Raw genomic sequence first — 13,937 nt, forward strand, 5'->3', positions numbered from 1 at the left:
GTTAGTCTAATCTCATTCTCATCCATTAAAGGAAACTACTTTATTCACCTAGGAAGGGGAAGCATTATGAACAGGATCAAAGGAGAATTACCGAAAATCGTGACACGAGACGAGTGGCTAGCGGCCCGCAAAGAGCTGCTGACCAAGGAGAAGGAAGCTACCCGCGCGCGGGATGCACTGAACGCCGAACGCCGCCGACTGCCGATGGTCGAGATTGACAAGGAATACGTTTTTGAGGGGCCGGACGGCAAGGCAAGTTTGCGCGACCTGTTTGACGGCCGAAGTCAGCTTATTGTCGGCCATTTCATGTTCGCTCCTGACTGGGAGCAGGGATGCTCGAGCTGCTCGGCCGGAGCTGATGAAATGTCAAGCGGCCACCTCCGGCATCTGCACGCCCGTGATACGTCTTTTGTGTATGTCTCCCTTGCCCCGCTAGCGAAGATTGAACGGTACAAAGAACGCAAGGGATGGACGTTCCCTTGGTATTCCTCGTACGGCAGCGACTTCAACTACGATTTCCATGTCACGCTGGACGAATCCGTCACTCCGCTCGTGTACAATTACCGCAGCAAAATCGAACACGCTCAGGTCGGAGAATCCATATTTGAGGGTAAGCAGCCGATAGAAATGCCCGGTCGCAGCTCCTTCCTGCGGGACGGTGACAGAATCTTTCACACCTACTCGGTCTATGCCCGCGGACTCGAGCAAGCTGGCGGCTCGTACTACTTTCTCGATGAGACGGCGCTGGGTCGGCAAGAGTTTTGGGAGGAGCCCAAGGGCCGTACGGTCGCCCCAAGAGGCGCAGTCCCTAACTTCTTGGATTGACTTTGCGGCGTGGTTATTCCCAACTAGCAAGCCTCGGTGCTGAAAACCGACCTTTTTGAACACGCACTGATTTTATTCAATGCTCCAGTTATGTTTGATCCAAAAAAGCTTCCCGTCAATGATGAATTGATGAGGGGCTTTTTTTTATGGGGAGTGAATGCAAACAACGCAAAGAGAATGAAGAAAACGCAAATGTAGTCAGAAATGACCCCCTTCATAACCGGTTTGTCTACTACAAGGAAAGCGCTTTAATTAGTAACCTAGGATCAGTACAGTAAACTGCGAAACAGCCAACAAAACAGGATTCGGAGGGGTGAGCGATGGCTGGGTACATTCTGGAATTGAAAGGAATCACCAAAATTTTTCCCGGCATCAAGGCGCTGGATAACGTTTATTTCAAGCTCAAGCCAGGCGAGATTCACGCATTGATGGGAGAGAACGGCGCGGGTAAATCCACCTTCATTAAAGTCATTACCGGCGTATATCAGCCTGACGAAGGCGAGGTTTTGTTGAATGGAGAGCATGTAGAGTTTAAGACACCCAATGCTGCCAAGGATCAGGGCATCGCTGCCATATATCAACACGTTACCTGTTATCCGGATCTGTCGGTGACGGAGAATATCTTCATGGGCCATGAAAAAGTTCAGCGGGGAACGAAGCGGATTCTCTGGCAAGAGATGCATGAGGAGGCGCAGCGGCTGCTATCCGAGCTCGGGGCAACCTTCAGTGCCAAGACGCTGATGGGGGAGCTCAGCATTGCAGAACAGCAGATCGTAGAGATTGCCAAGGCGCTGTCCTCCAATGCCAAGATCATCATCATGGATGAGCCGACCGCAGCGCTGACCAACCGCGAAAGCGAGGAGTTGTACCGGATAACCGAACAACTGCGGGATAAGGGAGCTGCCATCATCTTCATTTCCCACCGGTTTGAGGACATGTACCGGCTTGCCAGCAAAGTTACCGTGTTCCGCGACTCCAAATATATCGGAACCTGGAATGTGAATGAGATCTCCAATTCGGATCTGATTGTAGCAATGGTTGGACGGGAGATTACCCAGCTATTCCCCAAAAAAGAAGCAGCTCTAGGGGAAGAATTGCTGCGGGTAGAAGGGCTGTCGAAGACGGGGTATTTTGCGGACATCAGCTTTATGCTCCATCGGGGCGAAATATTAGGCTTGACCGGTCTCGTAGGAGCGGGAAGGACGGAGGTATGCCAGGCGTTGTTTGGAATCGAACCCTATGATGAGGGCAGCGTTTTCTTCAAAGGGCAGCCTGTTCGAATTCGGAGTCCGCTTGATGCGATGCGCAAGGGAATCGGATACCTGCCGGAGGATCGGCAGAAGCAAGGGCTGGTGCTGGACTGGAGCATTGCCCGCAATATTACCTTGTCCTCGCTGGAGCATGTGAGCAAGCGGGGGACGATCGATACGGCCGCGGAAGCGGATATAGCCAAGCGAATTGCCGAGAAGGTCGGTGTGAAAGCCAAGAGTATATTCGATCTGGCAAGCTCGCTCTCCGGCGGCAATCAGCAGAAGGTGGTATTCGCCAAGCTGCTCACCAGTGAGCTGGACGTCATCATTCTGGATGAACCGACCAAGGGGGTCGATGTCGGCGCCAAATCATCTATCTATGAGATGATCAGCGATCTGGCTGCGCAAGGTTACGGCATTATCATGGTTTCTTCTGAAATGCCGGAGATTATTGGCATGTGCGACAGAGTTGCTGTCATGCGCGAGGGACGAATCACGGCATTTCTGGATCGTCCTTCAATTTCGCAAGAGGCGATTTTACAACATGCGATGGCGGATGAAGCTCCCCTGAATAAACGAGCATAGAAGGTGGGAGAGAACCTATGGAAGACAAGGGCACAGGTGCAACAATCGCAGCTTCACAGCCCGCTACGGGAGGGACAGTCAAGACACGATCTTTTGCATCGAATATTTCGAAGTTCAGGGAAGTGGGGTTGCTCGGTTTCATCGTGCTGTTATCGATTGCGGTGCAGATCAGGAACCCGAGCTTTCTGACCCTTGAGAACATCAGCGATATGGCAACCAATACGGCTATATTAAGCATTTTGGCAGTAGGGATGATGCTGGTTATTGTCACTCGGGGCATTGATCTGTCCATTGGTGCCATTTTAGCGCTGTCCGGTATGACTGCAGCACTCACAGTCGGGGCATTCCCGGACCTGCACCCGGCACTGGTCATTATGCTGGGAACGGCGGTAGGTTGGATCAGCGGGTTGGTCGTAGGTTTCCTGGTGGCGAAGGTGGGCATTCTGCCGATTATTGCGACACTCGGGATGATGAATGTGTTCCGAGGGTTGACATATATGATCAGCGGGGGAAAATGGGTCAGCGCCCATCAAATGCCGAGCAGCTTCAAAGGTATTGCCACCGGCAGCTTCCTCGGCGTGAACAACCTGATTCTCATTGCCATTGTTATTTATCTGGTTGCGTATTATTTCATTCAGCATACTCGTACAGGTCGACAAATTTATGCGGTGGGCAGTAACCCCGATTCCGCCCAGATCAGCGGGATCAAGTCGAAACGCATTATCTGGCTGGTCTATGCCATTATGGGCTCCTTGGCCGGTCTGGCAGGGGTGCTGTGGGTATCCAAATTCGCGTCCGCCCAAGGGGACACGGCATCCGGGTACGAACTAAGCGTGATCGCAGCCTGCGTGCTTGGCGGTGTCAGCATCGCTGGCGGCTCGGGCAAAATATCCGGCATTCTCTTAGGCTCCATCCTGTTTGGTATCTTGAATAATGCTCTGCCGCTAATCAACGTATCGCCATTCTGGCAGATGGGCATTCAGGGAGGCGTCATTCTGATTGCCATTTTGGTGAATGCGTTTGTGAAGCGCGGGGTAGACCGAAGTCATTTGATGAGGAGGAGAATTTAAGACGATGGAAACAAGAGTGCTCATCCATAAACAGGATTTTTCCTGGAAACGCTTCTTTCTCCAATGGGAATGGATGCTGGTTCTTCTGTTTATCGCAATCCATGTCATGAACATGAATTTGTCCGAGTATTACTGGGATTCGGCAAATCTGCGTGATGCCACCATGGGGTTTTTGGATAAAGCGTTCATTGTACTCCCGATGGTGTTCATCATGATTCTGGGGGATATCGATATTTCGGTAGCTTCGATCATCGCTCTGTCATCGACGGTGATGGCTGATCTGTATAACCATGGTGTGCCCATGAGTTTTGCCATGCTGGTCTGTCTTGGTGTCGGTATCCTCTGCGGCTTCATTAACGGTCTGCTGATCGTGAAGTTTAAAGAGCTGTCAGCGGTCATTGTGACCTTGTCCACCATGATCATTTATCGGGGCATTGCTTACATTATGCTGGAGGATCAGGCTGCAGGCTCGTTCCCGGAATGGTTCAGCTTCCTCGGCTGGGGTTACGTGGGCCCGATTCCCTTCATTCTGATTGTATTTGCTATCTTTGCCGCAGGGTTCGGCTGGCTGCTCCACAAAACGAAGTTCGGGCGCAGCGTGTATGCGATGGGCAGCAATTCGACGGCAAGCCGCTTCTCCGGTATTCAGGTGAATAAGATCAAGATGATGGTATTTACCTTGACCGGGCTCATGTCGGCAATTGCGGCCTTGTTCCTTGCCTCCAGAATGGGCAGCACCAGACCGAATGTAGCGACAGGCTACGAGTTGGACGTCATTGCCATGGTAGTACTTGGCGGTATCAGTACAGCAGGCGGGAAGGGGCGCATGATCGGTGCGATTTTGGCGATATTCCTGATCGGCTTCCTTCGCTACGGACTCGGACTTGTTAACGTACAGGCCCAGGTGCTGCTCGTCATTATCGGACTGCTGCTTATCGTTGCCGTAGCTGTTCCCAAGCTGAAATTTGGCAAAGGGTTATCACGTAAGGGCTAGTACAGATTTACATGTTGGTAGCTGCTGGCGTGTCAAGCGTCGGTGATACGCATAGAACATGATATATAAAAGGGAGGAACGACGGATGAAGAAGTGGGTATCCACCTTGCTGACAGCGGTTATGGTCATGAGCTTGCTGGCGGCATGCAGCACGAAAGCGCCTGGAGAGAGCAGTGCTTCTGCGGGAGATGGTAACAAGGACGGTAAGAAGAAACACGCCATTATTTTCAAAAACACAGGAAATCCATACGGTGAGAAAATGATGGAGGGTTTCAAGAATGCGGTGGAGGAGCAAGGGAATGAAGCTATTCTGAAGGCTCCGGATCAACCGACAGCTGAAGCGCAGATTCAGATGATCGAAGAACTGATCTCACAGAAAGTCGACAGCATTTCCGTGGCTGCCAACGACGAGGATGCCTTGCAGCCAGCGCTGAAAAAAGCGATGAACGCGGGAATTCAAGTGCTGTCTCTGGATTCGGCACTGAATCCGGCCAGTCGAAAAGTCCATGTCAACCAAGCCGACCCTGAGCGTATCGGTCGTACCTTGATTCAAGGGGTAGCCGAAATGATTGGCAATGAGGGACAGATTGCCATTCTGAGTGCGACATCCCAAGCATCAAACCAGAACATCTGGATCGAATGGATGAAGAAGGAACTGGAAGATCCGAAATACAGCAGCATTGAGCTTGTCAAAGTGGCTTACGGGGATGACCTGCGTGATAAGAGTGTGTCCGAGACGGAGGCTCTGTTGAAATCGTATCCGGATCTCAAGGGGATCATCGCTCCCACCACCGTCGGTATCGCTGCGGCAGGCAAAGTGCTGACTGATAAAGGCCTCAAAGGCAAGGTGCAGCTGACCGGTCTCGGGCTTCCAAGCGAGATGGCCGAGTACATTCAGAGTGGTGTCAGCCAGTGGATGTATTTATGGAACCCGATTGATGTTGGTTATATGACGGGTTACACGGCGGATGCTTTGGTCAAAGGCGATATTACCGGGGCCGTAGGCAACAAGTTTACGGCCGGCGAATTGGGTGAGAAGGAGATTGTCGCCGACGGTGAGGGTACGCAGATCATGCTGGGCGACCCGTTCAAATTCGACGCCTCGAATATTGCCGAGTGGAAAGACGTGTACTAATAGCACGCCGCGTAAAGCTGATAAGTTAAGGCGCTCTGTGCATTAGGGGCGCAACTTGAGCATGTAAAGTGATGGGCGAGTAAAGTAGAGAGCAAGTAAAGTAATAAGTAAGTGAAGTAGTGAGCAAGTAAAGTAGAGAGCAAGTAAAGTAATAAGTAAGTGAAGTAGTGAGCAAGAAAAGTGATGAGCGAGTAAAATAGTGAGCAAGTAAAATGATGAGCATGTAAGTAATGAGCGAGGAAGCCGATCCAGCCGGATCGGCTTTTTAAAGTTGAACAGATCGTCAGGCTGTATGAAGCGCCGATTGATCGGATTTCAGAATGTGTTCACCGGCGAGGACATGGAGTGATTTCTAACGGACACAGCAGGCGTATTATCGAAAAGCTCCTATCACAATTGTAACGGACAAGAGGCGTTATAGTCGTGAGAACCTCTTTTGCAAATATAACGGACACAAGAGGCGTTATTTTCGAAAATAAGCATCTTTTCCAAATGTAACGGACACAGCAGGCGTTATGAAGTCGTTTCATCGCTTGTTTGCCTCTTTTTTGTGTAAATAACGCTCTTCAGGTCCGTTATCTTTTTCAAATGGAGCATTTCTTTCGAATAGCGCCTTCTCAGTCCGCTAGGGATTCAGATTTGGATCATAACATTTGTTTCGACATCCATAGAATATTTTGGTTCTCGATCTCATTAATATGATAATGTCGCTGATCGGTTACGATGGCGAACGAATTCATAAAGGGGATGATGAGATTTATGAAGAAGGCACGCTCACGTTCGCGCAGGCTGAAGAAAACGACCATGACTGTCATGGCACTGCTGCTGTTGCTGGGCACGTTTGTTACATGGGGCATCGTGAGCGCCGAACCGCAAACCTCGCCCGGTGAGGCGTCAGCCGGTGAAGTTGCGGTGCTTGCCGAGTGTGCGGCCGTACCATGGAGTACAGGAAGCGCCTATAGCAGCGGGGCCGAGGTATCACATGCAGGCAAGCTATGGAGGGCCAAGTGGTGGACGACAGGCGAGGAGCCAGGTACAACCGGACAATGGGGAGTATGGGAAGACAAGGGGCCATGCGGACCGGGTGAAGGGGATGGCGGAGGAAGCGCTCCGCCGGAGGTGCCTTCTGATGCGATTGCATGTTCCACAACATCCTGTCTACAGAGTGCATTGAAGAATGTGGTTCCTGGTAAACGCATCGTTCTGGCGCCGGGTACATACGCAGGGAGCTTCTCGTCCACGGTTAAAGGGACTGCACAGCAACCGGTTGTCATTGAGAGCCAGGATCCGGCGAATCCGGCCATTATTTCTGGTTACTCTACGGGCTCGGGGTATAGCTTACGGGTTCAAGGTGACTATTGGATCATCCGAAACTTGAAGTTTACCAATGCACAGAAGGGCATTCTGCTGGATAATTCCAATTACAGCCGCATAACGAATGTGGAGGTTTACAATATCGGTTATGAAGCTGTGCATTTTCGGGACGGCACCTCGTACAGCACGATTGAGAATTCCCGTATTCACAATACCGGCAAGACAGGCGCGGGCTTCGGAGAAGGCGTATACGTAGGTTCCGCAGAGGGAGCGAGCTACAACCAGAACACCCACTACAATACGATTCGTAATGTCACTTTCGGTCCAAATATTACGGCAGAGCACATCGATATCAAGGAGAGATCCATCGGGACATTGGTGGAGAATTGCACCTTCCATGGCGAGGGAATTAGCGGCGCCAATTATGCCGACAGCTTCATCGATGTGAAGGGGAATAACGCGATTATTCGGAATAATGCGGCTTATCAGAATGGCAACAGTGTCATTGTAGATGCGTTTCAGCTGCATGAGATCGTTCCAGGATGGGGGATCAATAATACCTTTACGGGCAATACCGTTTACTTGAGCGATCCAGCTGTGTACGTAATCGGTGCGTATAATAATACCTCAGCTACGGCCTCTCAGAATACGAGAAGTCCGGCAGGGAACATGTACAAGGGGAACGTAACGGTCCAGTAGCCGTGGAGGAAGCACCCGAGGTAACGACAAAAACAATGGTCTGTATCTGTGTAGCGGCATACGCAGAGTTTAGTAGCCGTTGGAGGAAGCACCCGAGTAACGACAAAAACAATGGTCTGTATCTGTGAAACGGCATACGCAGAGTCTAGTAAACTGGGGAAAAAGCACCCGAGGTAACGACAACAATGACAGACCCGTATGCCATGAATCGGCATGCGGGTCTATCGTTGCCGTAACATACTGGTTACCATCGCAGATGAATTTCGTGGGTAATTTATCAGGCTGAGAGGCAACCAGACCATTCTCGCGCATCAGGCGTCAGGACTGATCCCGAATCATATCCACGAAGTTCATGGCTGCGGCGGATAAAGGCTCTTGTTTGCGGGTGCAGACCGCGATGATATTTTGCAGCTGGATTCCTTCGACATACACCCGGCTAAGCTCTCCGCGCTCCACGTATTCGTGCACAACAAGCGAAGATACGAAGTTGGCACCGTATCCGGCAATGACGGCGGTGATCGCTTCATGCAGACCATTGAATTGCAGCGCGATGCGCGGCGAAGGGGCGCTATGGGTACGGCATAAGGCCAGTAACCGTTCACGGGTTGAGCTTCCCTCCTCCCGCATCACAAAAGGCTCCCTCATCATCTCATCAAGCGAGATATGCAGATTGGCAAAACGGTGATCCGGTGATACCACGAACCACAGCTCATCCCGAAACAATTCTTCGGTCTGAATCTCATCTGGAGATTCTTCAGGCAGCCCTCCATAGATGGCAATGTCGACTTCCATATTCAGCAGCTGCTTAAGCGCATCGCTGGAGTTGGTCGTTGTGATACTCATCTCCACGCCTTCATACTGCTGTTTATATCTCGCTAACCAGGCCGGCAGCAGGAAGTGGGAAGGGAGATAAGTGGCGGCCAACCGGATATGTCCTCTCGAACCGCTTCGAAAATCCTGACAGAACTGCTCGATCTGCAACTCAACGGAGAAGAGTCTTTTGGCAAGCGGGACAAGCTCCTTTCCGGCTTCCGTCAGAGCGATGCCTCTACCTTTCGGTTGAAGCAGGGTAAGGGAAAGTTCTCTCTCAAATTTCTTGACTTGGGCGGTAATGGCGGGCTGGCTTATATTTAACAGTTCGGCAGCGCGGGTAACACTGCCTGTCGTTGCTATGACATGGAATAATCTTAGCGCGTGTAAGTTCATGTGAAGCGCTCTCCCTCCATTTATATATTTAAGTTATATAAACAAATAAAAGATATATTATATCTATAATAATAAATCACATACAATGAATTTGTAAGCACTATGATTAATGAACAAGAGGAGGAAATCAAAATGAAAACGAATGATGTCACGACGTGGGGAAAAGTGGACGATTACGTTACGGAGCGCTTGATCCCTTACGATAAGGTGCTGGAGCAGGTGCTGCTCGCAAACCGGGAGGCTGGCTTGCCCGAAATCGACGTATCCCCGGCTCAGGGAAAGCTGTTGAATGTCATCGCCCGAATCAAGGGAGCCAAGCGCGTTCTGGAGATCGGAACACTTGGCGGATACAGTACGATCTGGATGGCTAGAGCGATCGGACCGGAGGGAAAACTGATTTCACTGGAGCTCGATCCGTTTCATGCTCAGGTTGCCAAATCCAATGTGACATTGGCAGGGCTTGAGGATAGAGTCGAAATCCGGGTAGGCGATGCGTTGGTGCAGTTGGAGCAGTTGGCCAAGGAGAAGGCGGAGCCGTTCGATCTGATCTTCATTGACGCCGATAAACCGAACAATCCGAATTATATGAAATGGGCGTTGCAGTTCTCGCGTCCGGGTACCGTTGTCATAAGCGATAATGTCATTCGGGATGGAGAAGTGATTGACCATCACAGCACGGATCCACGGGTGCAGGGTATCCGTAAGTTCATGGATATGCTCTCCGGCGAGCCGGCCATCTCCGGGACCGCGATTCAAACCGTGGGAAGCAAAGGGTATGACGGATTCTACATCGGTATTGTACAGTAGGCAGCAATATGAGATCACACTAAGCCCTTAAACGGAATGAGACATACGCTGAAAAGGCAAACCAGGAGAAGCCATGTATCGGAACGCAGGAAAAAAAGAGCTGCACCCAAGGTAAGTTATACCCTGGTGCAGCCCTTTGTTGTGTTTAACCAGCATGCACGGTCCGTGTGAAGCACCGGATAAGCCTGGAGAAAGAGAAACTGCCGCTCACATGCAAGGCGCTTCTTTTTCATAAAAGAAGGCAGATCAGCATGCATGTTCGTGCGCTGGAATTACATTTTCAGATCATGTCCCTTACTGGAGGATTCGCTCCGCTCTTTGGGAGTGAAGGGCCACCAGTTGGCCCGGCCGAAGATGCGTACCATGACCGGTACGAAGAATGGCAGGAATACCAGTGCATAGAGCACAAGGCCAACCAGAACCACCGTTGCGATCTGCATCATCGACAGTACGCCGGATGGATACATTGCTGCAAATGTACCGCCAAGGATGACCATGGCAGACAGGATCACCGTACCCATATTGCGCATGGCATGAAGAATGGCGTCCTGAACATCCCAGCTCTTATTCTCGTTGAAGCGTGCCATCAGGAAGATGCTGTAGTCCACCCCGAGCGCGATCAGCATGACAAAGCTGAAGAACGGCGTGGCCCAGGTGATGCCGGAATATCCGAAGCCGTGGACAAAGATCATCTCCGTAACACCGACTGCGGTAAAGTACGTAATGACCAATGAAACAATCAGATAGATCGGCATCACGATGGAGCGCAGCAGCACGACCAGAATGATGAAGATCCCGCTCAGCATGAGAATCACGGTCCGCGTGTAGTCTTCATTCGAAATATTCTGCAGGTCGTTGTTGGTGCTGGTGATGCCGCTGATGGCAACTTCGGCGTTCTCCAGCTTCGTATCCTTCACGGCACGATCGACTGCAGTTTGGATCTGCTCGACGCTGCCTAGCGCTTCTTCGCTGTATGGATTGGTAGCCAAGACAACATCCAGCGTCATCACTTTGCGGTTATCGGTCAAGTAGGTATCAAATACGGTCTGAAATTCTTCATTCTCAAGCGCTTCCTGCGGAATGAAGAATCCGCTGAGCTCTTCATCCTGAACATCCTGAATCTGCTGCAGATAATCCTGGGCGGAATGCAGTCCGTCCGAGATTTGTTTCAGCCCGTCGGCACTGGAATTCAGGCCTTCGGTCAGCTCTCCGATCTGCCCGGTCAGATCGCCAAATCCGTCGGCAAGCTGCTTCTGACCGCCCTGAAGCTGATCCAGCCCACCTGTAATGGAAGGGATTTGACCTATGATCTGGCCTTGCCCGCTAGCTGCCTGGGAGAGGCCGGATTGAAGCTCATCGATACCGGACACCAGCTGCTGGAGTCCGTCGGCAAGCGCCTTTTGCCCGGCGGCCGCTTTAGCGTATCCGGTGTTCGCTTCCGATAAGCCGGCGGATGCGCCCTTGAGCTGCTCGGAGATCTGTCCAAGACCCGCAGCCAACTCGGCAGTACCTGCTGCTGTTTGTGTTACGGTTCCCTTAATGGTTTGGTAGTCGGTATCTTGAATTAGCTCCGGATAGTTGCTCTCAAGGCTTGTGAAGGAACCGTCAAGTCCGCCCAGTGCAGCAGCTACGCCACCTAGCTGCTCCTGAAGTCCGGCAACGCCGCCGTCAAGAGCTGTTAATCCGGTATCAAGCTGTTTATAGCCCTGGAGCAGCTGGGCATTTGCGGCAGCTAACTCTTTAGCGCTCTGCGCAGCTTGCGCAAGTCCGGATTTAAGTTCGCCGGCGCCCGCACTTCCGCTCTGAATACCTTTTTGAATGGCGCTGAGACCTTGACCAAGTTCGGTAATGCCGTCCTTAAGATCGGCGGTTCCCTTGGTCAGTTCTTTGGCCCCCGCTGCGGCTTCATTCAGTTTAGGCGTATTTTCGCTGAGCTGTTTGCCCGCTTCGGATAATCCATTCTGAATTTGAGTCAGTCCGTCTTTGGACTCTCCCAACCCTTCATTTAACGTTTTGACCTGCGTTGGGATGAGGAAATCATTAATTTGCTCGCCGGTTGGACGGGAGAGACTGCGGACGCTGGATACGCCATCAACCTTTTCCACCTCACGGCTGATTTTCTCCGCGAGTCCCATATATTCCGCCGTATCCATTCGATCATCATTCTTGATTACGATCGTGGAGGGCAGCGATTGCCCTGGACCGAAGCTGTCCGAGATAATGTTAAAGCCCTTGACCGAAGCGTAACTTGGACCGATCTCCTCCAGACTGTTAAACGACAGCTTGCCGCTGTACGTAACAAGGAAAGGGGCTACGATGACAGCCACGACCAGCAGTGCAGCCCAAGGACGCTTGAGAGAGAAGGAGCCTGCTGCTCCCCATAGTTTGTTCTCGCTGTGCTCAAGCTTGCCGCGTGACGGCCAGAACAGTTTCTTGCCAAGCACCGCCATGAAGAACGGTACGACCGTAACCAACGCTAGAAGCATAACCGCGATGCCGATCGCAACCGCAACCGCGGATTTGTAGAGAATGAATTTCGATAAACCGATGGCGGCAAAACCGACAAATACGGCAAGCCCGGAATAAAGCACGGTCCCTCCGGCTTTCCGATAGGTCTCGATGATAGCCGATTGCGTATCTTCTGATGCCGTCAGTTCTTCCTTGAACCGGCTGATCAGCAGGATGCAGTAGTCGGTTCCGATCCCGAACATGACGGCGACCATGAAGATCTGGGTGAAGCTCGATATCGGGAAGTTAAACTGGTCCACGAGAAAAGATACAACCGATTGTGACACAATGTAACTGAGTCCTACGGTCAACAGTGGAACGAATGGCGCTACAAAGGAACGGAATACCACGAATAGAATGAGGAGAATAAAGACAACCGTAATATATTCCGTTTTCTTCAGGCCTTCTTCGGAGCTGACGATGGTATCTTCATTAATGAGGCCTTCACTTGTCAGGTAATGATCGGCTTGAACGCCCTCCAGCACCTCATTGACCTTATCGGGAAGTGCCTTTACAGCCTCTTGGCCTCCGCTGACCTGCAGTGCGACCATGATGGTCTTGCCGTCCTTTGCAATCAGGGTGTCTTCCAGCTCCGTCTGCGTGAACGGTTCATTGATGGAATCGATGTGGAGGCTTTCTTTATTGTCGTTTAAGGCTTGAACGCCTTGCCGGATACTATCCTTGTCCGCGGTGCTTAGCCCGTCGGGCTTGTTGAAGACAAGTGCAACCTGATGCAGGGTTTCTCCGCCTTCTCCGCCGGATGCTTCCTTGAGAATTTCTGTGGCCCGCGACGAGCTGTATCCGTCAGGTACGGATAGCTGACCCTTCTCCCGAACCAGGTCTGACATGGAAGGCGCGAGCATAAACAGCACAACAGCCGCTGCCAGCCATAGAACGATGATTGCCCATCTTGCTTTCAGTATGGCTTTCAATTTTTTCTCCCTCCTGATTCAAACATCAACTGCCCCAGCTTCTCGAACATCGAGATGAACATTTCAATATCTTTTTCTTCAAAATGCTGCAAGTAAGGGGAGATGATCTCCCGCACCTGCTCCTGGGCTGACTCAAAAATGGAATTGCCGTATTCCGTTAACGACAAATACACCAGCCTTCGGTCCGCTTCGTCCCGGGTTCGGTCAATAATGCCTGCATCCACCAGACGATTGACGATGGCGGTGATCGAGCTCTTACCAACGGCAAGCGTCTCAGCCAAATGGGATGAAGTACAGTGATCGATGCTGTTGATCAAACGCACAACCTGAAACTGGTCATGGGTCAGATCCTCTCCGAGATGCTCCCGAATCTGGGCGTTGATCCGGCGGGTTACCAGCAGGTAGACGTCCACATACCGGTCGATCCATTGCTTTGCCTTATCGTTCAAGAATAGTTCTCCTTTCGAATAGTTCACGTGTGAAATAGTTTCATTAATGAACTATATGGCAGAAGGAAAGAAAAGTCAAATGTCAGAATGGGAGCAAACAGACCGCCATGAAGGAGTCTCCTTGGCAGGTCTGTATTATGTAACTGTTGAAGAACCGACCCCG

10 protein-coding genes are annotated in these 13,937 nt (G+C 51.3%); 7 read left to right on the forward strand and 3 right to left on the reverse strand.

Annotation, left to right across the window (positions count from 1 at the left end):
* Positions 1-66: 66 nt before the first annotated feature.
* The 6 genes from PGL02S_RS03860 to PGL02S_RS03885 all read left to right on the forward strand — a co-directional run bounded on the left by PGL02S_RS03860 (position 67) and on the right by PGL02S_RS03885 (position 7,872).
* Positions 67-825, forward strand: a complete 759-nt coding sequence (locus tag PGL02S_RS03860; RefSeq protein WP_036641455.1) for a DUF899 domain-containing protein — start codon at positions 67-69, stop codon at positions 823-825.
* Positions 826-1,145: 320 nt separating this feature from the next.
* Positions 1,146-2,660: a sugar ABC transporter ATP-binding protein gene (locus tag PGL02S_RS03865; RefSeq protein WP_036641457.1), complete on the forward strand. Its 1,515-nt coding sequence runs from the start codon at positions 1,146-1,148 to the stop codon at positions 2,658-2,660.
* A gap of 17 nt (positions 2,661-2,677) precedes the next feature.
* Positions 2,678-3,730 carry an ABC transporter permease gene (locus PGL02S_RS03870; RefSeq protein WP_036641458.1) on the forward strand — a complete coding sequence of 351 codons (1,053 nt, stop codon included), beginning with the start codon at positions 2,678-2,680 and terminating at the stop codon, positions 3,728-3,730.
* 4 nt (positions 3,731-3,734) lie between these two features.
* Positions 3,735-4,724, forward strand: coding sequence for an ABC transporter permease (locus PGL02S_RS03875; protein ID WP_006211879.1), 990 nt, complete (start codon positions 3,735-3,737; stop codon positions 4,722-4,724).
* Positions 4,725-4,809: 85 nt separating this feature from the next.
* On the forward strand, positions 4,810-5,859 hold the full coding sequence (gene rhaS, locus PGL02S_RS03880) for a rhamnose ABC transporter substrate-binding protein (protein WP_036641460.1): 1,050 nt from the start codon (positions 4,810-4,812) through the stop codon (positions 5,857-5,859).
* A 759-nt stretch (positions 5,860-6,618) separates the two neighbouring features.
* Positions 6,619-7,872, forward strand: a complete 1,254-nt coding sequence (locus tag PGL02S_RS03885; protein ID WP_036641462.1) for a right-handed parallel beta-helix repeat-containing protein — start codon at positions 6,619-6,621, stop codon at positions 7,870-7,872.
* 318 nt (positions 7,873-8,190) lie between these two features.
* Here the strand turns inward: PGL02S_RS03885 and PGL02S_RS03890 are convergent, their stop codons facing one another.
* Entirely contained in the window at positions 8,191-9,078 is an 888-nt protein-coding gene (locus tag PGL02S_RS03890) for a LysR family transcriptional regulator (RefSeq protein WP_036641464.1), read from the reverse strand.
* Positions 9,079-9,210: 132 nt separating this feature from the next.
* On the opposite strand from PGL02S_RS03890, the gene PGL02S_RS03895 reads away from it, so the two are divergent.
* Complete coding sequence (locus PGL02S_RS03895) at positions 9,211-9,885, forward strand: O-methyltransferase (protein WP_086936502.1); 675 nt, start codon at positions 9,211-9,213, stop codon at positions 9,883-9,885.
* A 272-nt stretch (positions 9,886-10,157) separates the two neighbouring features.
* On the opposite strand, the gene PGL02S_RS03900 is transcribed toward PGL02S_RS03895, so the two are convergent.
* Both PGL02S_RS03900 and PGL02S_RS03905 read right to left on the reverse strand, forming a co-directional pair.
* Positions 10,158-13,325 (reverse strand): MMPL family transporter, encoded by a 3,168-nt coding sequence (locus PGL02S_RS03900; protein ID WP_036641465.1) that lies wholly within the window; start codon positions 13,323-13,325, stop codon positions 10,158-10,160.
* On the reverse strand, positions 13,322-13,774 hold the full coding sequence (locus PGL02S_RS03905) for a MarR family winged helix-turn-helix transcriptional regulator (RefSeq protein WP_036641467.1): 453 nt from the start codon (positions 13,772-13,774) through the stop codon (positions 13,322-13,324). The genes PGL02S_RS03900 and PGL02S_RS03905 overlap by 4 nt, the downstream gene beginning before the upstream one ends.
* Positions 13,775-13,937 lie beyond the last annotated feature (163 nt).

Origin of the sequence: Paenibacillus glucanolyticus NBRC 15330, assembly GCF_004000885.1 — a bacterium.
Taxonomy (GTDB): domain Bacteria; phylum Bacillota; class Bacilli; order Paenibacillales; family Paenibacillaceae; genus Paenibacillus_AQ; species Paenibacillus_AQ glucanolyticus.